The following is a 23,084-nucleotide window of genomic DNA, read 5'->3' on the forward strand; positions in this document are numbered from 1 at the left end:
AAGGAAGCACCATGCAGATCGCGATGGTCCTCTACGACCGCTTCACCGCCCTCGACATCGTCGGGCCCTACGAGGCGTTGAGCCGTCTCCCGGACGCGCGGGTCGACTTCGTCGCCGAGACCGCGGGATCCGTGCGCGCCGACACGGGCTTCCTCGCCCTCACGGCCGACAAGGCGCTGGCGGACGTGCCCCACCCCGACGTCGTCGTGGTGCCGGGCGGACCCGGAACCTTCGCCGAGATCGAGAACGAGACCCTCCTGGAGTGGCTCAGGACCGCCGACACCACGAGCACCTGGACGACCTCCGTGTGCAGCGGCTCGCTGCTCCTCGGCGCCGCCGGCCTCCTCGAGGGCCGCCGTGCCACCTCCCACTGGCTCACCCTCGACTTCCTGCCGCAGTACGGCGCCGAGCCCACGGGCGACCGGGTCGTACCGGACGGCAAGTACATCACCGCGGCCGGGGTCTCCTCCGGCATCGACATGGGTCTGACCCTGGTCGGGAAGATCGCCGGTGACGAACACGCGCAGGCCGTACAGCTGTTGACCGAGTACGATCCGCAGCCGCCCTACGACGCCGGCTCCCCGCAGAAGGCGCCCGCGCACCTCGTCGAGGAGTTCCGCACGAACAGCCGCTTCAGCCTGACGTAGGGACGTTCCAGGTGAAGCGCGGCTGCCTGCGCTCCAGGAAGGCGGCGACGCCCTCCGCGGTGTCGCCGCTTCCGCGCGCCTGCTCGGCCCAGTGATCGTCGCGGTCGGTGCGCCCGTCCGCGAACTCCTTCGCCGCGGCCTGCGTCAGCTGCGAGCGCGACACCAGGATCCGGGTGAACTCCGTGACCCGCTTGACCAGTTCGCCCTCGGGCAGCACCTCGTCCAGCAGGCCCGTACGCAGCGCGCGCCCGGCGTCGATCAATTCACCCGAGAACAGCAGGTACTTGGTGGTGGCCGGTCCCACCAGCGACGCCAACCGCCGTGTGGAGGAGGCCGGATACACGATCCCGAGCTTGGCCGGCGTCACCCCGAACAGCGACCCCTCCTCGGCGAACCGCAGATCACACGCCGCCGCCAGCTGCGACCCGCCGCCCACACAGTGCCCCCGGATCGCCGCCAGCGTCGGCTTGGGGAAGGCGGCCAGCGCCTCCTCGGCGGCCACGGCGAGCCCCTGCGCCTCCTGAGGCGACCCCTGGAGCGTGGAGATGTCGGCGCCCGCGCAGAACGTCCCGCCCTCGCCGGTCAGCACCAGCACCCGTACGGCCGGATCGGCGGCCAGCGTGCCGAGCAGCGGCGGCAGCGCCCGCCACATCGCGGCCGTCATCGCGTTGCGCTTGGCGGGGTGGTGGATGACGACGGTGGCGACCGAGTCGGTGACGCTGTGCAGCAGCTGGGGCTCCATGGGCCGGATGCTATCCGGCAGCGTCGAACGGCCGATCGGGAAGGGCCCCGGGGACGAGTTACGGCACCGGGTGCAAAGGGGACTCACAGGAGGGAGCGACCGAGGAGGCGCCGATGGAAGGCTCCGCCAAACCCACGGGCGAGACGGCGAAACTGCACCGCCGCTTCGGCTGGCTCGCCGCGCTCGGCGTGGTCCTTGTCCTCGCGGGTCTCGTCGGCCTCGTCTACACCGGCCTCGCCACCCTGACCTCGATGATCCTGTTCGGCTGGCTGCTGCTGATCGGCGGTGCCGTGGGGCTGCTGCACGCGGTCCAGGCGCGGGGGAACAACTTCTTCTGGCTCGGGGTGGTGGTCGCGGCGCTGAACATCGCGGCCGGTGTGGTGGTGATCCGCACCCCGGAGGCGGCGGCCGAGGCGCTCACCATGTTCGCCGCTCTGCTGTTCCTCACCGGCGGGGTGTTCCGGCTGGCGGGCAGCCTGGTGGTGCGCGGACCGCAGTTCGGCTGGACGCTGGTGCAGGGCGCCTTCGGCCTGCTCCTGGGCATCCTGGTGCTGGCCAACTGGCCGAGCAGCAGCAAGTACGTGATCGGGACCTTCTTCTCCCTCGCCCTGCTCTTCGACGGGCTCGGCCTGATCGCGACCGGCTACGGTGGACGCCGTGTCGTCAGCATGGTCTCGAAGCAGCTGACCACCGAGAGTGACGAGCGGGACGGGCCGGACGGCGGCGGCGTCAAACCCGTACAACCCGAATAGTTCGTGAAGTCGGCACAAGCGGCGCCGGAGCGGTCCCACAACTGACCGTGTCATACGCCAACGGTCAGAAACGCTCGATACCCGCTGACTTCTGTTCAGTTCTACGGTCCGGACCTGCTCATTACCAACACTCGACGTGTGGTGACAATCGAGCGCGAGGGTGGCGACCGGACGATGGAGAACCACGGGCGCGGGTCCGGCCCACGCCCAGGAGGTGGCGCGGACGAACCTCTCGTCCAGCGGCCGCCGAATCCACTGCCGTACGAGGGCGTCTGGCGGTTCACCGCCCCAGCCGTCGACGCCTCGGTCCCGCAGGCCCGGCATGCCGTACGGGATCTGCTGTACCGCCAGGGCGTGCCGGTCTCCGACGATCTGGTGCAGGGAGTGTTGCTGATCGTGTCGGAGCTGGTCACGAACGCAGTCCGGCACGCGGCGCTGCTGTCGCCGACACTTGCCGTGGAGGTCGCCGTCGGTGCCGAGTGGCTGCGGGTGTCGGTGGAGGACAACCACCCCTACCGCCCGACCGCCCTGGAGGCCGACCATGGCCAGACCGGCGGTCGCGGGCTGCTCCTGGTCCGCGAGGTGACCCGGGAGGCGGGCGGCGTGTGCGACGTCGAGCACACGGCGAGCGGCGGCAAGGTGATCTGGGCCGCCGTCCCGCTCACGCCCGTGCGTGTGCCCTGACCCCCCTCGGGGTCCTCACCAGCCGGCCGACGGGCCCGTCAGCTCTCTGACCGCGGGGCGGGCCGCGTCGAGGACGGTCATGAACCAGGACGAGAAGGTATCCTTCGCGTGGCGCTCCGCCAGTTCGGCCGGGGTCACGAAGGCGGTCTCACCGACCTCCTCCGGGTCCGGCCGCAGCGGGGACTGCACCAGGCCGACGAAGAGGTGGTTGTACTCCTGCTCCACCAGACCCGAGTCCGGGTCCGGGTGGTTGTAGCGGACCGTCCCCGCCTCGGCGAGCAGCGACGGGGAGACGCCGAGTTCCTCGTGGGTGCGCCGGGCCGCGGCCGCGAAAGGGGCCTCGCCGGGGTAGGGGTGGCCGCAGCAGGTGTTGGACCAGACGCCGGGGGAGTGGTACTTGCCGAGCGCCCGCCGCTGCAGCAGCAGCCGGCCGTGCTCGTCGAAAAGGAACACGGAGAACGCGCGGTGCAGCTGCCCGGGAGGCTGATGGGCGGCGAGCTTCTCCGCGGTGCCGATCGTCACACCGTTCTCGTCGACCAGTTCCAGCAAAATCGCGTCTGCGGTGCCGTTCGACGCACTGTGCGTCGCGGTGGCAGGTGTGATCGGCATACCCATCCTTCGCCTCGGTCTTGCGCCCCAAGTGTGCCGTACGAATCCGGCACTCCCGGCAGTTGATCGTGCCCGGCGCGGCGGGCACGGAACCGCGCGGAGGGGCGCTGTAGGCATGAGGACGCGACCCACCACCGGATCGCTGCATTCCATCCGTACTGACGTCTTATCGGACCGTACGGTTGTTTCAGTGACAGAGCCGGGCTTCGTGCTCCGCGTGCCCGACCGGCTCCAGCTGGAAGGTGCAGTGCTCCACGTCGAAGTGGTCACCGAGGCAGCCCTGGAGCTCGTGCAGCATCTTCTCGTGGCCGATCGCGTTCAGGGCGTCGGAGCGCACCACCACATGGGCGGACAGCACCGGCATGCCCGAGGTGATCGTCCAAACGTGCAGGTCGTGGACGTCCTCGACGCCGTCCAGGGCGAGTATGTGAGCCCGCACCTCCGTCATGTCGACGTCCTTCGGGGCCGCCTCCAGCAGTACGTCGAGGGTCTCGCGCAGCAGCTTGAAGGTGCGCGGCACGATCATCAGGCCGATGACCAGCGAGGCGATCGGGTCGGCGGCCTGCCAGCCGGTGGCCAGGATCACCGCTGCCGAGATCAGCACCGCGAGCGAGCCCAGCGCGTCCGCGGCCACCTCAAGGAAGGCGCCGCGCACGTTCAGGCTCTCCTTCTGGCCCCGCATCAGCAGCGTCAGCGAGATCATGTTCGCGACCAGGCCGATCGCACCGAACACGATCATCAGGCCGCCCTCGGTGTCCGCGGGCGTGAAGAACCGCTGGATCGCCTCGTACAGGACGTAGCCGCCGACGCCGAGCAGGAGCAGACAGTTGGCGAGGGCGGCGAGGATCTCCGCGCGGGCGTAGCCGAAGGTGCGCGTCGTGCTCGGTGGCCGGTTCGCGAAGTGGATGGCGAGCAGTGCCATGCCCAGACCGAGAGCGTCTGTCGCCATGTGCGCCGCGTCCGCGATCAGGGCGAGCGAGTCCGCGGCCACCCCGCCGATGATCTCGACCACCATGACGCCGAGCGTGATCGACAGCGCCACGCGCAGTCTCCCGCGGTACGCGGCAGCCGCCGTACCGCTCGTCGGCACGTGCGTGTGCCCGTGCCCGTGATCGTGCCCAGCCCCCATGGGAAAGCCGCCCTTCCGTGGTCCGTCCGACGATCGGAATGTCCGTCCGGGGTCACAGTGAACTACGGGTGGGGGGTATCGGGCAACGCGGCACTGAACACCGTTGTCATGTGCCCTGACCTGCGGAAACGATCCGCAGGTCAGAGCCTCGCATGATCAGTTGCCCGACCGGCCACCACGGTGCAGCAGCCACCCCTGCCATGCCGACTCGACCATCTCGCGTACCCCGCGCCGAGCCGTCCAGCCGAGCTTCTCGGCGGCCAGTGCGGCCGAGGCGACCGCACGCGGGGCGTCCCCGGGCCGACGGGCCTCGACGACGGCGGGGCGGGCGTCGCCGGTGACCTCGCCGATGACGGTGATCAGTTCGCGGACGGAGACGCCCGCACCCCTGCCGATGTTGACCGTCAGATCACCGGTCGCGTCCGCCGCGGTGAGCCGTCGGGCCGCCGCCAGGTGCGCCTCGGCCAGGTCGGCGACATGGATGTAGTCACGGACGCAGGTGCCGTCCGGCGTCGGGTAGTCGTCGCCGAAGATCCGCGGGGCCTCGTCGCGGGTGAGCCGGTCGAAGACCATGGGGACGATGTTGAAGACGCCCGTGTCGGCCAGCTCGGGCGATGCGGCGCCCGCGACGTTGAAGTAGCGCAGGCACACGGTCGAGATGCCGTGCGCGTGGCCCGCCGCCCGCACCAGCCACTCCCCGGCGAGCTTGGTCTCGCCGTACGGGTTCACCGGCGCGCACGGAGTGTCCTCCGTGATGAGGTCCACATCAGGGTTGCCGTAGACGGCGGCGGACGACGAGAACAGGAACCGCTTGATCCCCGCCTCGGCGACCGCTTCCAGGAGCGTGCCGAGACCGCCCACGTTCTCCCGGTAGTAGCGCGTCGGCTGCGCCACGGACTCGCCGACCTGCTTGCGCGCCGCGAGATGCACCACACCCGTCACCGCGTGCTCGGCGAACACCCGCTTCAGCAGGTCTGCGTCGAGCGAGGAACCCTCGACGAGGGGGATGTCCGCCGGGAGCCGCGCGGGACGTCCGGCCGAGAGGTCGTCCAGTACGAGGACCCGCTCCCCGGCGTCGGTCATGGCCCGCGCCACATGTGCTCCGATGTAGCCGGCTCCGCCTGTGATCAGCCATGTCATGGTCGCCCACCCTATGCCGGGGCCCCGGCGCGGCTCACAATGTCCCCGATGCCCCGGTCTGGAAGCGCGAGTTTGTGGGCGGGCCCCGGAATCCCCGATGATGATCGCGGCAAAGCTCTGGGCAAACCACGTTGATCGTTCCGCCGAACGGCCGGTGAACGTCGGCTTCCAATCATCCGATAGCCTCTGCCGACACGCCGCCCGGCCCGCCCTTCGGGCGGACGACGTCAACTTGACGACAGGGCCCCGGAATGGGGCGCCGCCACCATGAACATGACCGGCGCGGACACGCCGGCACCCAGGGAGTGAGTTCGGTTGTCGACCGCCATCCTCACCGGTCAGCCGGTCCCCGGATCGTCGATCGAGGGCGATCTGCGGTCCCTCGGCTACGACGTGCGGGTCGCCGCCGACGCCGCCGACGCCGAGACGCTCCTCGCCCAGGTGCCCGGCGACCAGCGGGTCGCCGTCGTCGACGGCCGCTTCGTCGGCCACCAGCACGCGCTGCGCCTCGGCCTGACCGACCCCCGCTTCCCGCTCGCCGCGATCCCGGGCGCCGTGACGGCCCAGCCGACCGGCCGCCACGCCCTGACCCGCGCCATGGCCCGCGAGAACTCCGCGGGCGGCGGTACGGCAGTGGCCGTCGACAGCCTCGCCGACCGCATCGTCACCGCCCTCGACGACGAGGGCACCGACGTCCACCGTCCCGAGCTCGGCAGCCTGGTCGCCGCCGTCCCGGCCGACCCGCAGGCCCGCAACGAGGCACGGCAGGCCGTCTCCGCCGTCGACGACGAGGCCGTACGCCTGAAGTCGGCCGTGAAGTCCCGCGACGGCTTCTTCACGACCTACTGCATCAGCCCGTACTCCCGCTACATCGCCCGCTGGTGCGCCCGCCGGGGCCTGACCCCCAACCAGGTCACCACCGCCTCCCTGATCACCGCGCTCATCGCGGCGGGCTGCGCGGCCACCGGCACCCGGGGCGGGTTCATCGCCGCCGGCCTCCTGCTGATCTTCTCGTTCGTCCTGGACTGCACCGACGGCCAGCTCGCCCGCTACTCCCTGCAGTACTCCACGCTCGGCGCCTGGCTCGACGCCACCTTCGACCGGGCCAAGGAGTACGCCTACTACGCCGGTCTCGCCCTCGGCGCGGCCCGCGGCGGCGACGACGTCTGGGCCCTCGCCCTCGGCGCGATGGTCCTGCAGACCTGCCGGCACGTCGTGGACTTCTCCTTCAACGAGGCCAACCACGACGCCACCGCCAACACCAGCCCCACGGCCGCCCTCTCCGACAAGCTCGACAGCGTCGGCTGGACGGTCTGGGTGCGCCGGATGATCGTCCTGCCGATCGGCGAGCGCTGGGCGATGATCGCGGTGCTGACGGCGGTCACTACTCCTCGTATCACCTTCTACGCGCTGCTCATCGGCTGCGCCTTCGCCGCGACGTACACCACGGCGGGCCGCGTACTGCGCTCGCTGACCCGCAAGGCCCGCCGCACCGACCGGGCGGCGCAGGCGCTGGCGGACCTCGCGGACAGCGGGCCGATCGCCGAGGCGCTGGCGCGAGTACTGGGCAAGCTGCCCGCGAAGCCGCCGTTCGGCGCCCGGGTCTTCGTCGCGGTGCCCGGCGCGGCCCTGCTGGTTCTCGCTGCGGTGCTGGCGCCGTACGGCAGCGCGCTGCCGGTCGCGGCGGCCGCCCTGTACACGCTCACCTCGGCCGCCGCCGTCGCGCTGCCCCTCAAGGGCGCCCTCGACTGGCTGGTCCCCCCGATCTTCCGCGCCGCCGAATACGGCACCGTCCTGGTCCTCGCAGCCAAATCGGACGTGAACGGAGCCCTTCCTGCGGCTTTCGGGCTGGTGGCGGCCGTCGCCTACCATCACTACGACACGGTCTATCGCATCCGCGGCAACGCGGGCGCGCCCCCGCGCTGGCTGGTGCGGTCGATCGGGGGGCACGAAGGCCGCACGCTCGTGGTCACGGTGCTGGCCGTGCTGCTCACCGCCGCACAGTTCAAGGTCGCGCTCACGGCTCTCGCCGTGGCCGTCGCCCTGGTGGTGCTCGTCGAGAGCATCCGCTTCTGGGTGTCCTCCGGGGCGCCCGCCGTACACGATGAAGGAGAACCCGCATGATCGGCCTCGTGCTGGCGGCCGGCGCCGGACGGCGTCTGCGCCCCTACACCGACAGCCTTCCGAAGGCTCTGGTGCCGGTGGGGCCCGCGGGCATAGAAGGCGAACCAACGGTTCTCGATCTGACCCTCGGCAACTTCGCCGAGATCGGTCTGACCGAGGTCGCGATCATCGTCGGCTACCGCAAGGAAGCCGTGTACGCGCGCAAGGAAGCCCTGGAGCGGAAGTACGGGCTCAAGCTCACCCTCATCGACAACGACAAGGCCGAGGAGTGGAACAACGCCTACTCCCTGTGGTGCGGCCGTGACGCACTCAAGGACGGCGTGATCCTCGCCAACGGCGACACCGTGCACCCGGTCTCCGTCGAGAAGACGCTGCTCGCCGCCCGCGGCGACGGCAAGAAGATCATCCTCGCGCTGGACACGGTGAAGAGCCTGGCCGACGAGGAGATGAAGGTCGTCGTCGACCCCGAGAAGGGCATGACGAAGATCACCAAGCTGATGGACCCCGCCGAGGCCACCGGCGAGTACATCGGCGTCACCCTCATCGAGGGCGACGCCGCCCCCGAGCTGGCCGACGCGCTCAAGACCGTGTGGGAGACCGACCCGCAGCAGTTCTACGAGCACGGCTACCAGGAGCTCGTGAACCGCGGCTTCCGCATCGACGTGGCGCCGATCGGCGACGTCAAGTGGGTGGAGATCGACAATCACGACGATCTCGCCCGTGGACGGGAGATCGCGTGCCAGTACTGACCCGGCTCATCCCCTCGCCGCTCGTCGTCGACATCCGCCCGGGTGCCCTCGACGACCTGGGCAGTGTGCTCGCCGACGAGCGCATCTCGCACTCCGGCAAGCTGGCCGTCGCCGTCAGCAACGGCTCCGGTGCCCGGCTGAAGGAGCGGCTCGCTCCCGCGCTGCCCGGCGCGACCTGGTACGAGGTCGGCGGCGGCACCCTCGACGACGCGGTCCGGCTGGCCAGTGACATAAAGTCCGGCCACTACGACGCCGTCGTCGGACTCGGCGGCGGCAAGATCATCGACTGTGCCAAGTTCGCCGCGGCGCGCGTCGGTCTGCCGCTGGTCGCCGTACCGACGAACCTCGCGCACGACGGTCTGTGCTCGCCGGTCGCCACCCTCGACAACGACGCGGGCCGCGGCTCCTACGGTGTGCCGAACCCGATCGCGGTCGTCATCGACCTGGACGTCATCCATGACGCCCCGGCCCGTTTCGTGCGCGCCGGCATCGGCGACGCCATCTCCAACATCTCCGCGATCGCGGACTGGGAGCTCGCCAACCGCGTCAACGGCGAGAAGATCGACGGCCTCGCCGCCGCGATCGCCCGCCAGGCCGGCGAGGCGGTACTCCGGCACCCCGGCGGTATAGGGGACACCGACTTCCTCCAGGTACTCGCCGAGGCGCTGGTGCTCAGCGGTATCGCCATGTCGGTGTCGGGTGACTCCCGCCCGTCCTCCGGCGCGTGCCACGAGATCAACCACGCCTTCGACCTGCTGTTCCCCAAGCGTGCCGCCGCCCACGGCGAGCAGTGCGGACTGGGCGCGGCCTTCGCGATGTACCTGCGCGGAGCCCACGAGGAGTCGGCCTACATGGCCGAGGTGCTGCGTCGGCACGGGCTGCCGGTACTGCCCAAGGAGATCGGCTTCACGGACGACGAGTTCGTCCGCGTGGTGGAGTTCGCTCCGCAGACCCGGCCCGGCCGCTACACGATCCTCGAACACCTCGACCTGACAACCGACCAGATCAAGGACATCTACGCCGACTATGTCAAGGCCATCGGTAGCTGAACTCCGCCCCGTCGTTCACCCCGCGGGGGTGAAGGACCGGCGCAGCGGTGAGCACTGGATGGGACGCCTCTACATGCGTGAGGTGTCCCTGCGGGTCGACCGCTACCTGGTGAACACCAGGGTCACGCCCAACCAGCTCACCTACCTGATGACCCTTTGCGGTGTCCTCGCGGCCCCGGCACTCCTCGTGCCGGGGATCCCGGGGGCGGTGCTCGGCGTGGTCATGGTCCAGCTCTATCTGCTGCTGGACTGTGTCGACGGCGAGATCGCGCGCTGGCGGAAGCAGTACTCGCTCGGCGGGGTCTACATGGACCGCGTCGGCGCCTACCTCACCGACGCCGCGGTGCTGGTCGGCTTCGGTCTGCGCGCCGCCGACCTGTGGGGCAGCGGCCGTATCGACTGGCTGTGGGCGTTCCTCGGCACGCTGGCCGCCCTCGGCGCCATTCTGATCAAGGCCGAGACCGACCTCGTCGGTGTCGCCCGCCATCAGAACGGCCTGCCGCCGGTCAAGGAGGCCGCCTCCGAGATGCGCACCTCCGGCATGGCGCTGGCCCGCAAGGCGGCCGCCGCCCTCAAGTTCCACCGTCTGATCCTCGGTATCGAGGCGTCCCTGCTGATCCTGGTCCTGGCGATCGCCGACCAGGTCCGCGGTGACCTGTTCTTCTCCCGGCTCGGCGTCGCGGTGCTGGCCGGCATCGCGCTGCTGCAGACCCTGCTGCACCTCGTGTCCGTCCTCGCCTCCAGCAGGCTGAAGTGAGCGGCATGGGCTCTTCACCGGCACCCTCAGCGAAGGTCGGCGCGGTCATCATCACGATGGGCAACCGCCCCGACGAGCTGCGCGCCCTGCTCGACTCGGTCGCCAAGCAGGACGGCGACCGGGTCGAGGTGGTCGTGGTCGGCAACGGCTCTCCGGTGCCGGACGTCCCCGAGGGCGTCCGCACCATCGAGCTGCCCGAGAACCTCGGCATCCCCGGTGGCCGCAACGTGGGCATCGAGGCCTTCGGGCCCAGCGGTCGCGATGTCGACATATTGCTCTTCCTCGACGACGACGGCCTCCTCGCCCACCACGACACCGCCGAGCTGTGCCGCACGGCCTTCGAAGCCGACCCGAAGCTCGGCATCATCAGCTTCCGCATCGCCGACCCGGAGACCGGAGTCACCCAGCGCCGCCATGTGCCGCGGCTGCGTGCCGCCGACCCGATGCGCTCCTCCCGGGTCACCACGTTCCTGGGCGGCGCCAACGCCGTCCGTACCCAGGTCTTCGCCGAAGTCGGCGGGCTGCCGGACGAATTTTTCTACGCGCACGAGGAAACCGACCTGGCATGGCGGGCCCTCGACGCGGGCTGGATGATCGACTACCGGTCCGACATGGTGCTGTACCACCCGACGACCGCGCCCTCGCGGCACGCGGTCTACCACCGCATGGTCGCCCGCAACCGCGTCTGGCTGGCCCGGCGAAACCTTCCCGCCCCCCTCGTCCCGGTCTATCTGGGCGTCTGGATGCTGCTCACCCTCGTCCGCCGCCCCTCCCGCCCCGCCCTCAAGGCATGGTTCGGCGGATTCCGGGAAGGGTGGTCCACCTCGTGCGGTCCACGCCGGCCCATGAAGTGGCGTACGGTGTGGCGGCTGACTCGACTGGGCCGTCCTCCCGTCATCTGACAAGCTCGGTCCTGAGAGCCCCCGGGCCACATCCGGGCCCCAGGTTCATGCCCATGCCCGCACAGGCTGCGCATCTCGAAGACGAAAGTTTCCACTGGTGAGTGAGACAACGCACGACGGCGGAGTCGCGGTGAGCGCGCCTCCGTCGCCCGACGAGGGCCTCACGGCGGCCGAGCTGGCCGCCAAGTACGGGCTGACCGTGAGCGGCGCCCGCCCCTCGCTGTTCGAGTACGTCCGCCAGCTCTGGGACCGGCGGCACTTCATCCTCGCGTTCTCGCGGGCGAAGCTGACCGCCCAGTACAGCCAGGCGAAGCTCGGCCAGCTCTGGCAGGTGGCCACCCCGCTGCTGAACGCGGCCGTGTACTTCTTCATCTTCGGCCTGCTGCTGGGGGCCCGGGAGGGCATCCCGCACGAGATCTACGTGCCGTTCCTGGTGACGGGCGTGTTCGTCTTCACCTTCACCCAGAGCTCGGTGCTCGCGGGCGTGCGCGCCATCTCCGGCAATCTCGGCCTGGTGCGCGCGCTGCACTTCCCCCGGGCCTCGCTGCCGATCTCGTTCGCGCTGCAGCAGCTCCAGCAGCTGCTGTTCTCCATGATCGTGCTAGTCGTGATCATGGTGGCCTTCGGCACCTACCCGGACCTGTCGTGGCTGCTGGTGGTGCCCGCTCTGGCCCTGCAGTTCGTCTTCAACACGGGACTCGCGCTGATCTTCGCCCGTATGGGCAGCAAGACGCCCGACCTCGCTCAGCTGATGCCGTTCGTCCTGCGTACCTGGATGTACGGGTCCGGCGTGATGTTCAGCATCCCGGCGATGCTCGCCGACAAGGACGTGCCGGGCTGGCTCACCGACATCCTGCAGTGGAACCCCGCGGCGATCTACATGGACCTGGTGCGCTTCGCGATGATCGACGGGTACGGCTCCTCGTACCTGCCCCCGCACGTGTGGGCCTTCGCGCTGGGCTGGGCGTTGCTGGCCGGGGCGGTCGGCTTCGTCTACTTCTGGAAGGCGGAAGAGAGGTACGGCCGTGGCTGACGTCAAGAAGGACGGGCCGCAGGTCCCCACCGTCATCGCGGACGAGCTGCACATCGTCTACCGCGTCAACGGCGCCAAGTCCGGCAAGGGCAGCGCCACCGCCGCCCTCAGCCGCATCCTCAAGCGCGGCGAGGAGCGCGGCGTGCGCAAGGTGCATGCCGTTCGGGGCGTCTCCTTCACCGCCTACCGCGGCGAGGCCATCGGCCTGATCGGCTCCAACGGTTCCGGCAAGTCCACCCTGCTGCGCGCCATCGCCGGGCTGCTCCCGGCCGAGAAGGGCAAGGTCTACACCGACGGCCAGCCCTCGCTGCTCGGCGTGAACGCGGCGCTGATGAACGACCTCACCGGCGAGCGCAACGTCATATTGGGCGGGCTCGCCATGGGCATGTCCCGTGAGCAGATCAAGGAGCGCTACCAGGAGATCGTCGACTTCTCGGGCATCAACGAGAAGGGCGACTTCATCACGCTCCCGATGCGCACCTACTCGTCCGGCATGGCGGCCCGGCTGCGCTTCTCCATCGCCGCCGCCAAGGACCACGACGTCCTCATGATCGACGAGGCGCTCGCCACCGGTGACCGCAAGTTCCAGAAGCGCTCCGAGGAACGCATCCGCGAGCTGCGCAAGGAAGCCGGCACCGTCTTCCTCGTCAGTCACAACAACAAGTCGATCCGCGACACCTGCAACCGCGTCCTGTGGCTGGAACGCGGCGAGCTGCGCATGGACGGACCGACGGACGAGGTCCTCAAGGAGTACGAGAAGTTCACGGGCAAGTAGTCCACCCGGACATGGGCCGTACGGCCCAGGACGCTTGGCGGGGCCCTGCCGGAACTGCCCCGGCGGGGCCCCGCGTCTGCAAAGGAAACGTCAACTCCGGCTGGCCACGGGAACCTTGACGCCAATCGGTGTGTTGTTGTGATGTGCAGGACACCCCCACGGGCCCGGCCCCGTTGTACAACGTAAGCTGTACCGGTACCGAAACGCGGCAAGTGGGGCGATAAGGAACCACACCCCCCACCCCGGGCTGCGGCGCGGACGGCCGGGCGGCGTGTCCGAAATAGTGTGCATTGGGTCTGCGGTGTAGAACGGGAGATGTGACGGCAATGGCTACGGAAACTCCCCAGCTCCACGCAGCATGTGCCGTCCCCGCGCCGGGCAGCCCATGGTGACGGCAAGCGGCACGCGCACAGGTGATCCGGAGCGTGGCACGCTCGACAAGGCCGCTGCGGAGAACTTCCCCGTGGCGCCTTTCTTCCTGCCCAGGGCCTGGCGCGCCGACCTCATGGCCGTCTACGGTTTCGCCCGCCTCGTCGACGACATCGGCGACGGCGACCTCGCGCCCGGCGGCGCCGACGCCCGACTGCTCGGCGTGTCGCCCCGGGAGGCCGAGGACCGCCTGGTCCTCCTCGACGCCTTCGAGACCGACCTGCGCCGTGTCTTCGACGGGACCCCGCGCCACCCCCTCCTACGCCGCCTGCAGCCGACCGTCCGCCGCCGCTCGCTGACCCCCGAGCCCTTCCTCGGCCTGATCGCCGCGAACCGTCAGGATCAGCTGGTGGCGCGGTACGAGAGATACGACGATCTCCTTGCCTACTGCGAACTGTCCGCCAACCCCGTCGGCCGTCTCGTCCTCGCCGTCACCGGCACCGGGACACCCGAGCGGATCCGCCTCTCGGACGCGGTGTGCACGGCGCTGCAGATCGTCGAGCACCTCCAGGACGTCGCCGAGGACCTCGGCCGTGACCGGATCTATCTGCCCGCGGCGGACATGAAACGCTTTCACGTCCAGGAAACCGACCTCGGGGCAGAAACAGCAGGCGCATCGGTGCGCGCACTGGTTGCATACGAAGCCGAACGCGCTCAGAACCTCCTGAATGAAGGCACCCCCCTGGTGGGTAGCGTCCACGGCAGACTCAAGCTGCTGCTCGCGGGTTTCGTGGCCGGGGGAAGGGCGGCGATCCGGGCGATCGCCGCCGCCGAATACGACGTACTTCCCGGCCCGCCCAAGGCCAGCAGGCTCCAGCTGCTGCGCGAGGTGGGCGTGACTCTGCGAGGAGAGGGGTGATCCGGACCGTGGAGTCTGCACCACACGCGTCCGCACCGGTACTCGCCGCCTACAGCTACTGCGAGGCCGTGACGGGGCAGCAGGCCCGTAACTTCGCCTACGGCATCAGGCTGCTTCCCACGCCCAAGCGCCGCGCGATGTCGGCGCTCTACGCGTTCTCGCGCCGCGTCGACGACATCGGCGACGGCGCCCTGACCGGCGACGTCAAGATCGCCCGGCTCGAGGACACCCGGAAGCTGTTGACCCGGATCCGCGACCGAGCGGTCGACGAGGACGACATCGACCCCGTGGCCGTAGCCCTCGCCCACGCCGCCGACAGCTTCCCGATCCCGCTCGGCGGCCTGGACGAGCTCATCGACGGCGTCCTGATGGACGTACGCGGCGAGACCTACGAGACCTGGGACGACCTGAAGGTCTACTGCCGCTGCGTGGCCGGCGCCATCGGGCGGCTCTCGCTCGGTGTGTTCGGCACGGAACCCGGCGCGCGCGGCGCCGAGCGCGCGCCCGAGTACGCCGACACGCTCGGGCTGGCGCTCCAGCTCACCAACATCCTGCGGGATGTGCGCGAGGACGCCGTGGGCGGGCGCACCTATCTGCCCTCCGACGACCTCGCCAAGTTCGGCTGCTCGACCGGTTTCAGCGGGTCGACACCACCGGAGGGCTCCGACTTCGCGGGCCTCGTGCACTTCGAAGTGCGTCGGGCCCGCGCCCTTTTCGCCGAGGGCTACCGACTGCTCCCCATGCTGGACCGGCGCAGCGGCGCCTGTGTCGCCGCCATGGCCGGCATCTACCTCCGTCTCCTCGACCGCATCGAACGCGACCCGGAGGCCGTGCTGCGCGGCCGGGTCTCCCTGCCCGGGCGCGAGAAGGCGTACGTCGCCGTGCGGGGTCTGTCCGGTCTGGACGCCCGGCATGTGACCCGCCGAACCGTCAGCCGTGCCGTCAGGAGGCGTGCCTGATGGACATTCGGGTCCAAGGTGATGCCACCGGCGAAAAGTGGCGGGCAACCCTCCGCCGCCGGGTCGCGTCCCTGACTGAGACGACCGGCCGTGCACCGTTCAAGTACCGGCACGGCGGTCGCGCAGGGGAGGGCGCACGATGACCGACGGCACGCGACCGGAAGGGTCGCTCGCGGACATCCCGGGACACTCCGGCAAGGACGCCGTCGTGGTCGGCGGCGGGCTCGCCGGCATCACCGCCGCGCTCGCGCTCGCCGACGCCGGAGTGCGCGTCACCCTGATCGAGGGCCGGCCGAGGCTCGGTGGCCTGGCGTTCTCCTTCCAGCGCGGCGATCTGACCGTCGACAACGGACAGCACGTGTATCTGCGCTGCTGCACCGCCTACCGCTGGTTCCTCGAACGCATCGAGGGAACGGCGCTGGCACCGCTGCAGGAGCGTCTCGACGTGCCCGTGGTCGACCTCGCGCGGCCCGCTGGGCGACGGCTCGGCAGACTGCGGCGCGACGCCCTGCCCGTACCCCTGCACCTGGGCCGGAGCCTGGCGACGTATCCGCATCTGTCGCTCGCCGATCGCGCCAAGGTCGGGCGTGCCGCGCTCGCGCTCAAGGGGCTCGACCTCGCCGATCCGAGCCTGGACGCACAGGACTTCGGCAGCTGGCTGACCGCGCACGGTCAGTCGGCGCGTGCCGTCGAGGCCCTGTGGGACCTGGTCGGGGTCGCCACTCTCAACGCGGTCGCGGGCGACGCCTCACTGGGGCTCGCCGCGATGGTGTTCAAGACCGGTCTGCTGTCCGACCCGGGCGCGGCCGACATCGGATGGGCGCATGTCCCGCTGGGCGAACTGCACGACCGGCTGGCCCGCAAGGCGCTCGACTCCGCGGGCGTCCGTACCGAGGTCCGTACACGCGTCACCTCCATCTCCACTGACGACAACGGGCGTTGGAGCGTTCAGGTTCCCGGCGAGACACTGCGGGCGGACACGGTGGTGCTCGCGGTGGCCCAGCGTGAGGCGTACGACCTGCTGCCCGAGGGTGCCCTCGACGCCCCCGAACGGCTGCTGGAGATCGGCACCGCGCCGATCCTCAACGTCCATGTCGTGTACGACCGCAAGGTCCTCGGAAGGCCGTTCTTCGCGGCGCTCGGCACCCCGGTGCAATGGGTGTTCGACCGCACCGGCGCCTCCGGGCTCAGGGACGGCCAGTACCTCGCCCTGTCCCAGTCGGCCGCGCAGGACGAGATCGACGAGCCGGTCGCCGCACTGCGCGAGCGGTATCTGCCCGAGCTGGAGCGGCTGTTGCCCAGGGCACGTGGTGCGCGGGTGAAGGACTTCTTCGTGACCAGGGAGCGCACCGCGACGTTCGCTCCGACCCCCGGCGTCGGGCGGCTGCGGCCCGGCGCCCGTACCAAGGCACCCGGCCTCTGTCTGGCCGGAGCGTGGACCGCCACTGGGTGGCCCGCGACCATGGAGAGTGCGGTCCGCAGTGGCGTGAGTGCGGCGGGAGCCGCGCTGAGCGCCCTGGGCCGGCCCCGCCCCCACCACCTCTTCGACGTCGAGGAGGCGGCGTGATGCTGAACCAGCGCCCGGCGGCAGGCCCCCGCACCCCCGGTACCGCAACAAGAGGAGAGACCGTGCCCACAGTGCCCCCGGCCGAGAAGGCCGCTCGAGAGACCGCGGTGGACGTGACCGCGCTCCTGGAGCGTGGGAGGACCCTGGCCACGCCGGTCCTGCGGGCGGCGATCGACCGCCTGGCCCCTCCCATGGACACCGTTTCCGCCTACCACTTCGGCTGGATCGACGCCGCCGGCAACCCCACGGCCGGCGACGGCGGCAAGGCCGTACGCCCCGCCCTCGCGGTGCTCTCCGCCGAGGTCACGGGCGCCGCGCCCGAGGTCGGCATCCCCGGCGCCGTCGCCGTCGAGCTGGTCCACAACTTCTCGTTGCTGCACGACGACCTGATGGACGGCGACGAACAGCGCCGCCACCGCGACACGGTGTGGAAGGTGCACGGCCCCGCCCAGGCCATCCTCGTCGGCGACGCCCTGTTCGCCCTCGCCAACGAGGTCCTGCTGGAGCTCGGCACCGTCGAGGCCGGCCGCGCCACCCGCCGTCTGACCACCGCCACCCGCGCTCTGATCGACGGCCAGGCGCAGGACATCTCCTACGAGCACCGCGACCGCGTCAGCGTCGAGGAGTGCCTGGAGATGGAGGGCAACAAGACCGGCGCCCTGCTCGCCTGCGCCAGCTCCATCGGAGCGGTGCTCGGCGGCGCGGACGACCACACGGCCGACACCCTGGAGAAGTACGGCTACCACCTGGGCCTGGCCTTCCAGGCTGTCGACGACCTCCTGGGCATCTGGGGCGACCCGGTCTCCACCGGCAAGCAGACCTGGAGCGACCTGCGTCAGCGCAAGAAGTCCCTCCCGGTCGTGGCCGCGCTCGCGGCGGGCGGCTCCGCCTCCGAGCGGCTCGGTGAGATCCTCGCCGCCGACGCCAAGAGCAGCGACTTCGAGAACTTCTCCGAGGAGGAGTTCGCGGCCCGCGCCGCCCTCATCGAGGAGGCGGGCGGCCGCGAGTGGACCGCCGACGAGGCACGCCGTCAGCACGCGGTCGCCGTCGAGGCCCTCGACGCCGTCGACATGCCCGACCGGGTGCGGGCGCAGTTCACGGCGCTCGCCGACTTCGTCGTCGTACGGAAGAGATGAGCACCACCGGGCGAAAAGAGATGATCAGTATCGGTCGAATAGCCCTCGCTTAGTCGCCGGCCGGTGTGGCGGGAACCAGCGCACCGGCCGACGGCGGACCCACAGCAGACGCACTACCAGGAGCACTGCACGAAGGGGAAGCCATGACAGCGACGACCGACGGAAGCGCCGGGGCTCTCCCGCCCCGGGCAGCCTCGGCCAGCGACACCGACAGTGAGACCCCCGCGGCGGCCGGGGTGCACGAGGCCGCCCGGCGCGCGGTCCGGCGCGCCACCGACTTTCTGCTGACGAGGCAGGACGCCCAGGGCTGGTGGAAGGGCGACCTCGAGACGAACGTCACCATGGACGCCGAGGACCTGCTGCTCCGTCAGTTCCTGGGCATCCGCGACGAGAAGACCACACAGGCCGCCGCGCTCTTCATCCGTGGTGAGCAGCGCGAGGATGGCGCCTGGGCCACCTTCTACGGGGGGCCGGGCGAACTCTCCGCCACCGTCGAGGCGTACGTCGCGCTCCGCCTGGCCGGCGACGCGCCGGACGAACCGCACATGGCGAGGGCGTCGGCGTGGATCCGTGAGCGGGGCGGCATCGCCGCCGCCCGGGTCTTCACCCGGATCTGGCTGGCCCTGTTCGGCTGGTGGAAGTGGGAGGACCTGCCCGAACTCCCGCCGGAGCTCATCTACTTCCCCAAGTGGGTGCCGCTCAACATCTACGACTTCGGCTGCTGGGCCCGGCAGACCATCGTCCCGCTGACGATCGTCTCCGCGAAGCGCCCGGTACGGCCCGCGCCCTTCCCGCTCGACGAACTGCACACCGATCCCGCCGACCCCAACCCGCGCAAGCCCCTTGCCCCGGCGGCGAGTTGGGACGGCGCCTTCCAGCGGCTCGACAAGGCGCTGCACCAGCTGCGCAAGGTCGCCCCGCACAGGCTGCGCAGAGCCGCCATGAACAGCGCAGCCCGCTGGATCATCGAGCGGCAGGAGAACGACGGCTGCTGGGGCGGCATCCAGCCCCCGGCGGTGTACTCGATCATCGCCCTGCACCTGCTGGGCTACGACCTCGAACACCCCGTCATGCGCGAGGGGTTGGCGTCGCTGGACCGTTTCGCCGTGTGGCGCGAGGACGGGGCCCGGATGATCGAGGCCTGCCAGTCACCGGTCTGGGACACCTGCCTCGCGACCATCGCACTGGTGGACGCGGGCGTTCCCGCCGATCACCCGCAGCTCGTCAAGGCCGCCGACTGGATGCTGGGCGAGGAGATCGTCCGGCCAGGCGACTGGGCGGTGAAGCGGCCTCAACTGCCGCCGGGGGGCTGGGCGTTCGAGTTCCACAACGACAACTACCCCGACATCGACGACACCGCCGAGGTCGTCCTCGCGCTGCGCCGCGTCAAGCACCACGACCCGGAGCGGGTCGAGAAGGCCATCGGGCGCGGGGTGCGCTGGAACCTCGGGATGCAGTCGAGGAACGGGGCGTGGGGCGCCTTCGACGTCGACAACACCAGCCCCTTCCCCAACCGGCTGCCGTTCTGCGACTTCGGCGAGGTCATCGACCCGCCGTCCGCCGACGTCACCGCGCACGTGGTGGAGATGCTGGCCGTCGAGGGCCTCGCCCACGACCCGCGCACCCGGCGCGGCATCCAGTGGCTGCTCGCCGAGCAGGAGCCGGACGGCTCGTGGTTCGGGCGCTGGGGCGTCAACTACGTCTACGGCACCGGGTCCGTCGTACCCGCCCTGGTGGCGGCCGGGTTCCCGGGCTCGCACCCGGCGATCCGCCGCGCCGTCGCCTGGCTGGAGTCCGTCCAGAACGACGACGGCGGCTGGGGCGAGGACCTGCGCTCCTACAAGTACGTCAAGGAGTGGAGCGGCAAGGGCGCCTCGACGGCCTCGCAGACCGCGTGGGCGCTGATGGCGCTGCTGGCCGCGGGGGAGAGGGACTCCAAGGCCGTCGAACGCGGCATCGAGTGGCTCGCGGCCACCCAGCGCGAGGACGGCTCCTGGGACGAGCCGTACTTCACCGGCACCGGATTCCCCTGGGACTTCTCGATCAACTACCACCTCTACCGTCAGGTGTTCCCGCTCACCGCGCTCGGCCGGTACGTCCACGGAGAGCCCTTCGCCGAGAAGCCCCACGCGCACGGGGCGGCCGGGAAGTCGCTCGCCGAGGCCAAGGGGAGCTGATGAGTCCCCAGCCCGCCCCGGCCCCGCTGCTGATCGCCTGCGCGCTCGGTATCGAGCAGCTCGCCCTGCGCGCCGGCGACCGCGGCGGTGCCGACGGGCCCGTCACCGTGCTCCGTACGGGCATGGGGCCCCGGGCGGCCGAGCGCTCCGTCACCCGGATGCTGGCCGACCCGGCCCTCGGCGGGGCAGCCGTGCTCGCCACGGGCTTCTGCGCGGGGCTCGCTCCCGATATGCACCCCGGTGACCTGGTCGTCGCCGAGGAGACCCGGGATCCGGGCGGAACCGTTCCGTGTGTCGGAACCGACCTACTCGTCAAAGAGCTCGCGCGCGCCGTCCCCGGCCGCACCGTCCACACCGGACCGCTCACCGGCTCGGATCACATCATCCGAGGTCAGGAACGGTCCGATCTGCTCACGACCGGCGCGATCGCGGTCGACATGGAGTCGGCGGCCACGCTCCTCAGCGCCGTGCGCGCGGGCGAGCGCCCGGTTGCGGCCGTCCGGGTGGTCGTGGACGCTCCAGAACATGAACTCGTCCGGATCGGCACGTTGCGCGGTGGAATATCGGCTTTCCGCGTCCTTCGTTCCGTTCTCCCCGCATTCTATGAATGGCACCGTTCTTTGCAGCTCCCCAGGAGGTGAGCCAGATGGCCATGCCGCTGCGTCAGTCCATCAAGGTCGCTACTTACTTGGCCGAACAGAAGCTCCGTCGGCGGGACAAGTTCCCGCTCATCGTCGAGCTGGAACCGCTCTTCGCCTGCAACCTGAAGTGTGAGGGCTGCGGCAAGATCCAGCACCCGGCCGGAGTGCTCAAGCAGCGCATGCCGGTCGCCCAGGCTGTGGGAGCGGTACTCGAATCAGGCGCGCCGATGGTGTCCATCGCCGGCGGTGAGCCCCTGATGCACCCTCAGATCGACGAGATCGTGCGGCAGCTGGTGGCCAAGCGGAAGTACGTCTTCCTCTGCACCAACGCCATGCTGCTGCGCAAGAAGATGGACAAGTTCAAGCCCTCGCCCTACTTCGCCTTCGCCGTGCACATCGACGGCCTGCGCGAGCGCCACGACGAGTCGGTGGCGAAGGAGGGTGTGTTCGACGAGGCCGTGGAGGCGATCAAGGAGGCCAAGCGGCGCGGCTTCCGGGTCACCACCAACTCCACCTTCTTCAACACCGACACCCCGCAGACCATCATCGAGGTGCTCAACTTCCTCAACGACGACCTCAAGGTCGACGAGATGATGATCTCGCCCGCCTACGCCTACGAGAAGGCCCCCGACCAGGAGCACTTCCTCGGCGTCGAGCAGACCCGCGAGCTGTTCAAGAAGGCATTCGCGGGCGGCAACCGCAGGAAGTGGCGGCTCAACCACTCGCCGCTGTTCCTCGACTTCCTCGAGGGCAAGGTCGACTTCCCGTGCACCGCCTGGGCGATCCCGAACTACTCGCTCTTCGGCTGGCAGCGTCCCTGCTACCTGATGAGCGACGGATACGTCCCGACGTACCGCGAGCTGATCGAGGACACCGACTGGGACAAGTACGGCCGCGGCAAGGACCCGCGCTGTGCCAACTGCATGGCGCACTGCGGCTACGAGCCGACCGCCGTCCTAGCCACCATGGGCTCGCTCAAGGAGTCGCTGCGCGCCATGCGTGAGACGGTCTCCGGGAACCGGGAGTGACACCATGACCGCCATCTCCTTGGGCGTCCCCGAGGTACCCCTCCGGCCGGTCGCCGAGCGGCGTGTGTCGCGGCAGATCCAGGTCGGCCCGGTGGCGGTCGGGGGCGGTGCGCCCGTGTCGGTGCAGTCGATGACGACGACCCGTACGTCCGACATCGGCGCCACCCTCCAGCAGATCGCCGAGCTCACGGCCTCCGGCTGCCAGATCGTCCGCGTGGCCTGCCCCACGCAGGACGACGCGGACGCCCTCTCGACCATCGCCCGCAAGTCGCAGATCCCGGTGATCGCGGACATCCACTTCCAGCCGAAGTACGTGTTCGCGGCGATCGAGGCCGGTTGTGCGGCCGTACGCGTCAATCCCGGCAACATCAAGCAGTTCGACGACAAGGTCAAGGAGATCGCGCGGGCCGCCAAGGACCACGGCACGCCGATCCGGATCGGCGTGAACGCCGGCTCCCTCGACCGGCGGCTGCTGCAGAAGTACGGCAAGGCGACGCCGGAGGCGCTGGTGGAGAGCGCGCTGTGGGAGGCGTCGCTCTTCGAGGAGCACGACTTCCGGGACATCAAGATCTCGGTGAAGCACAACGACCCGGTCGTGATGATCGAGGCGTACCGGCAGCTCGCGGCCCAGTGCGACTACCCGCTCCACCTCGGGGTGACCGAGGCCGGTCCCGCCTTCCAGGGCACGATCAAGTCGGCCGTCGCCTTCGGGGCGCTGCTGTCGCAGGGGATCGGCGACACGATCCGGGTGTCGCTGAGCGCCCCGCCCGCAGAGGAGGTCAAGGTCGGCCTTCAGATCCTGGAGTCGCTGAACCTCAAGCAACGGCGCCTGGAGATCGTCTCCTGCCCGTCGTGCGGGCGGGCGCAGGTCGACGTCTACAAGCTGGCCGACGAGGTCACGGCCGGCCTGGAGGGCATGGAAGTGCCGTTGCGTGTGGCCGTCATGGGGTGTGTGGTCAACGGCCCCGGGGAGGCGCGGGAAGCGGACCTGGGGGTCGCCTCCGGCAACGGAAAGGGGCAGATCTTCGTGAAGGGCGAGGTCATCAAGACCGTCCCCGAGTCGAAGATCGTCGAGACCCTGATCGAGGAGGCGATGAAGATCGCCGAGCAGATGGAGCAGGACGGGGCCGCATCGGGCGCCCCCACCGGCACGGGGAAACCGGCAGTGACGGTGAGTTGAAGCGAGGCACGGACCG

General features: G+C 70.3%; 23 protein-coding genes. 19 read left to right on the forward strand and 4 right to left on the reverse strand.

Annotated elements, in window-relative coordinates; genetic code table 11:
- The first annotated feature begins 11 nt into the window (after window positions 1-11).
- On the forward strand, window positions 12-647 hold the full coding sequence (locus ABIE67_RS40290; protein ID WP_370266514.1) for a DJ-1/PfpI family protein: 636 nt from the start codon (window positions 12-14) through the stop codon (window positions 645-647).
- Here the strand turns inward: ABIE67_RS40290 and ABIE67_RS40295 are convergent.
- Complete coding sequence (locus tag ABIE67_RS40295; RefSeq protein WP_370266515.1) at window positions 634-1,389, reverse strand: enoyl-CoA hydratase/isomerase family protein; 756 nt, start codon at window positions 1,387-1,389, stop codon at window positions 634-636. The two genes, ABIE67_RS40290 and ABIE67_RS40295, sit on opposite strands and share 14 nt — an antisense overlap.
- Window positions 1,390-1,502: 113 nt before the next feature.
- On the opposite strand from ABIE67_RS40295, the gene ABIE67_RS40300 reads away from it, so the two are divergent.
- Entirely contained in the window at window positions 1,503-2,141 is a 639-nt protein-coding gene (locus tag ABIE67_RS40300) for an HdeD family acid-resistance protein (RefSeq protein WP_370266516.1), read from the forward strand.
- A 174-nt stretch (window positions 2,142-2,315) separates the two neighbouring features.
- Window positions 2,316-2,825, forward strand: coding sequence for an ATP-binding protein (locus ABIE67_RS40305; protein WP_370269425.1), 510 nt, complete (start codon window positions 2,316-2,318; stop codon window positions 2,823-2,825).
- Between the two features lie 15 nt (window positions 2,826-2,840).
- Here ABIE67_RS40305 and idi read toward each other — a convergent pair whose 3' ends face one another.
- The 3 genes from idi to galE all read right to left on the reverse strand — a co-directional run bounded on the left by idi (window position 2,841) and on the right by galE (window position 5,703).
- Window positions 2,841-3,434, reverse strand: coding sequence for an isopentenyl-diphosphate Delta-isomerase (idi, locus tag ABIE67_RS40310; protein WP_370266517.1), 594 nt, complete (start codon window positions 3,432-3,434; stop codon window positions 2,841-2,843).
- Between the two features lie 187 nt (window positions 3,435-3,621).
- Window positions 3,622-4,563, reverse strand: a complete 942-nt coding sequence (locus tag ABIE67_RS40315; RefSeq protein WP_370266518.1) for a cation diffusion facilitator family transporter — start codon at window positions 4,561-4,563, stop codon at window positions 3,622-3,624.
- A 156-nt stretch (window positions 4,564-4,719) separates the two neighbouring features.
- Window positions 4,720-5,703 (reverse strand): UDP-glucose 4-epimerase GalE, encoded by a 984-nt coding sequence (gene galE / locus ABIE67_RS40320; RefSeq protein ID WP_370266519.1) that lies wholly within the window; start codon window positions 5,701-5,703, stop codon window positions 4,720-4,722.
- A 315-nt stretch (window positions 5,704-6,018) separates the two neighbouring features.
- On the opposite strand from galE, the gene ABIE67_RS40325 reads away from it, so the two are divergent.
- The 16 genes from ABIE67_RS40325 to ispG all read left to right on the forward strand — a co-directional run bounded on the left by ABIE67_RS40325 (window position 6,019) and on the right by ispG (window position 23,068).
- Complete coding sequence (locus ABIE67_RS40325; RefSeq protein ID WP_370266520.1) at window positions 6,019-7,827, forward strand: DUF5941 domain-containing protein; 1,809 nt, start codon at window positions 6,019-6,021, stop codon at window positions 7,825-7,827.
- Window positions 7,824-8,576 carry a sugar phosphate nucleotidyltransferase gene (locus ABIE67_RS40330; RefSeq protein WP_370266521.1) on the forward strand — a complete coding sequence of 251 codons (753 nt, stop codon included), beginning with the start codon at window positions 7,824-7,826 and terminating at the stop codon, window positions 8,574-8,576. The genes ABIE67_RS40325 and ABIE67_RS40330 overlap by 4 nt, the downstream gene beginning before the upstream one ends.
- Window positions 8,564-9,625, forward strand: a complete 1,062-nt coding sequence (locus tag ABIE67_RS40335) for an iron-containing alcohol dehydrogenase family protein (protein WP_370266522.1) — start codon at window positions 8,564-8,566, stop codon at window positions 9,623-9,625. Before ABIE67_RS40330 ends, ABIE67_RS40335 begins: the two co-directional genes overlap by 13 nt.
- Complete coding sequence (locus ABIE67_RS40340; protein ID WP_370266523.1) at window positions 9,603-10,382, forward strand: CDP-alcohol phosphatidyltransferase family protein; 780 nt, start codon at window positions 9,603-9,605, stop codon at window positions 10,380-10,382. The genes ABIE67_RS40335 and ABIE67_RS40340 overlap by 23 nt, the downstream gene beginning before the upstream one ends.
- A gap of 5 nt (window positions 10,383-10,387) precedes the next feature.
- The gene (locus tag ABIE67_RS40345; protein WP_370266524.1) at window positions 10,388-11,284 is read left to right on the forward strand and encodes a glycosyltransferase family 2 protein; all 897 of its coding nucleotides are present in this window, start codon (window positions 10,388-10,390) and stop codon (window positions 11,282-11,284) included.
- Window positions 11,285-11,381: 97 nt separating this feature from the next.
- Entirely contained in the window at window positions 11,382-12,317 is a 936-nt protein-coding gene (locus ABIE67_RS40350) for an ABC transporter permease (RefSeq protein WP_370266525.1), read from the forward strand.
- Window positions 12,310-13,092 (forward strand): ABC transporter ATP-binding protein, encoded by a 783-nt coding sequence (locus ABIE67_RS40355; RefSeq protein ID WP_370266526.1) that lies wholly within the window; start codon window positions 12,310-12,312, stop codon window positions 13,090-13,092. The genes ABIE67_RS40350 and ABIE67_RS40355 overlap by 8 nt, the downstream gene beginning before the upstream one ends.
- Window positions 13,093-13,480: 388 nt before the next feature.
- Window positions 13,481-14,380, forward strand: a complete 900-nt coding sequence (hpnC, locus tag ABIE67_RS40360) for a squalene synthase HpnC (protein ID WP_370269429.1) — start codon at window positions 13,481-13,483, stop codon at window positions 14,378-14,380.
- Window positions 14,377-15,339 carry a presqualene diphosphate synthase HpnD gene (gene hpnD / locus ABIE67_RS40365; RefSeq protein ID WP_370266527.1) on the forward strand — a complete coding sequence of 321 codons (963 nt, stop codon included), beginning with the start codon at window positions 14,377-14,379 and terminating at the stop codon, window positions 15,337-15,339. Before hpnC ends, hpnD begins: the two co-directional genes overlap by 4 nt.
- A complete protein-coding gene (locus tag ABIE67_RS40370; protein ID WP_370266528.1) occupies window positions 15,339-15,482 on the forward strand; it encodes a DUF6380 family protein in 144 nt (47 codons plus the stop codon). The genes hpnD and ABIE67_RS40370 overlap by 1 nt, the downstream gene beginning before the upstream one ends.
- Window positions 15,479-16,906 carry a hydroxysqualene dehydroxylase HpnE gene (gene hpnE, locus ABIE67_RS40375; protein ID WP_370266529.1) on the forward strand — a complete coding sequence of 476 codons (1,428 nt, stop codon included), beginning with the start codon at window positions 15,479-15,481 and terminating at the stop codon, window positions 16,904-16,906. Before ABIE67_RS40370 ends, hpnE begins: the two co-directional genes overlap by 4 nt.
- Window positions 16,906-18,042 (forward strand): polyprenyl synthetase family protein, encoded by a 1,137-nt coding sequence (locus tag ABIE67_RS40380; protein WP_370269431.1) that lies wholly within the window; start codon window positions 16,906-16,908, stop codon window positions 18,040-18,042. Before hpnE ends, ABIE67_RS40380 begins: the two co-directional genes overlap by 1 nt.
- A 143-nt stretch (window positions 18,043-18,185) precedes the next feature.
- Window positions 18,186-20,219 (forward strand): squalene--hopene cyclase, encoded by a 2,034-nt coding sequence (gene shc / locus ABIE67_RS40385; RefSeq protein ID WP_370266530.1) that lies wholly within the window; start codon window positions 18,186-18,188, stop codon window positions 20,217-20,219.
- On the forward strand, window positions 20,219-20,860 hold the full coding sequence (locus ABIE67_RS40390; protein ID WP_370266531.1) for a 1-hydroxy-2-methyl-2-butenyl 4-diphosphate reductase: 642 nt from the start codon (window positions 20,219-20,221) through the stop codon (window positions 20,858-20,860). The genes shc and ABIE67_RS40390 overlap by 1 nt, the downstream gene beginning before the upstream one ends.
- A gap of 5 nt (window positions 20,861-20,865) precedes the next feature.
- A complete protein-coding gene (hpnH, locus tag ABIE67_RS40395; protein ID WP_370266532.1) occupies window positions 20,866-21,888 on the forward strand; it encodes an adenosyl-hopene transferase HpnH in 1,023 nt (340 codons plus the stop codon).
- Window positions 21,889-21,892: 4 nt separating this feature from the next.
- Entirely contained in the window at window positions 21,893-23,068 is a 1,176-nt protein-coding gene (gene ispG, locus ABIE67_RS40400) for a flavodoxin-dependent (E)-4-hydroxy-3-methylbut-2-enyl-diphosphate synthase (protein WP_370266533.1), read from the forward strand.
- The last annotated feature ends 16 nt before the right edge of the window (window positions 23,069-23,084 follow it).

Source organism: Streptomyces sp. V4I8 (assembly GCF_041261225.1).
GTDB lineage: Bacteria > Actinomycetota > Actinomycetes > Streptomycetales > Streptomycetaceae > Streptomyces.

What these genes read in the sequence shown, in the direction of transcription:
- galE (WP_370266519.1), bottom strand. Translation starts at nt 5,703, where the DNA reads ATGACATGGCTGATCACAGGCGGAGCCGGCTACATCGGAGCACATGTG.
- ABIE67_RS40295 (WP_370266515.1), bottom strand. Translation starts at nt 1,389, where the DNA reads ATGGAGCCCCAGCTGCTGCACAGCGTCACCGACTCGGTCGCCACCGTC.
- ABIE67_RS40345 (WP_370266524.1), top strand. Translation starts at nt 10,388, where the DNA reads ATGGGCTCTTCACCGGCACCCTCAGCGAAGGTCGGCGCGGTCATCATC.
- ABIE67_RS40380 (WP_370269431.1), top strand. Translation starts at nt 16,906, where the DNA reads ATGCTGAACCAGCGCCCGGCGGCAGGCCCCCGCACCCCCGGTACCGCA.
- hpnE (WP_370266529.1), top strand. Translation starts at nt 15,479, where the DNA reads ATGACCGACGGCACGCGACCGGAAGGGTCGCTCGCGGACATCCCGGGA.
- ABIE67_RS40300 (WP_370266516.1), top strand. Translation starts at nt 1,503, where the DNA reads ATGGAAGGCTCCGCCAAACCCACGGGCGAGACGGCGAAACTGCACCGC.
- ABIE67_RS40315 (WP_370266518.1), bottom strand. Translation starts at nt 4,563, where the DNA reads ATGGGGGCTGGGCACGATCACGGGCACGGGCACACGCACGTGCCGACG.
- ABIE67_RS40330 (WP_370266521.1), top strand. Translation starts at nt 7,824, where the DNA reads ATGATCGGCCTCGTGCTGGCGGCCGGCGCCGGACGGCGTCTGCGCCCC.
- ispG (WP_370266533.1), top strand. Translation starts at nt 21,893, where the DNA reads ATGACCGCCATCTCCTTGGGCGTCCCCGAGGTACCCCTCCGGCCGGTC.
- shc (WP_370266530.1), top strand. Translation starts at nt 18,186, where the DNA reads ATGACAGCGACGACCGACGGAAGCGCCGGGGCTCTCCCGCCCCGGGCA.
- ABIE67_RS40290 (WP_370266514.1), top strand. Translation starts at nt 12, where the DNA reads ATGCAGATCGCGATGGTCCTCTACGACCGCTTCACCGCCCTCGACATC.
- idi (WP_370266517.1), bottom strand. Translation starts at nt 3,434, where the DNA reads ATGCCGATCACACCTGCCACCGCGACGCACAGTGCGTCGAACGGCACC.
- hpnH (WP_370266532.1), top strand. Translation starts at nt 20,866, where the DNA reads ATGGCCATGCCGCTGCGTCAGTCCATCAAGGTCGCTACTTACTTGGCC.
- ABIE67_RS40390 (WP_370266531.1), top strand. Translation starts at nt 20,219, where the DNA reads ATGAGTCCCCAGCCCGCCCCGGCCCCGCTGCTGATCGCCTGCGCGCTC.
- ABIE67_RS40370 (WP_370266528.1), top strand. Translation starts at nt 15,339, where the DNA reads ATGGACATTCGGGTCCAAGGTGATGCCACCGGCGAAAAGTGGCGGGCA.
- ABIE67_RS40340 (WP_370266523.1), top strand. Translation starts at nt 9,603, where the DNA reads ATGTCAAGGCCATCGGTAGCTGAACTCCGCCCCGTCGTTCACCCCGCG.
- ABIE67_RS40305 (WP_370269425.1), top strand. Translation starts at nt 2,316, where the DNA reads ATGGAGAACCACGGGCGCGGGTCCGGCCCACGCCCAGGAGGTGGCGCG.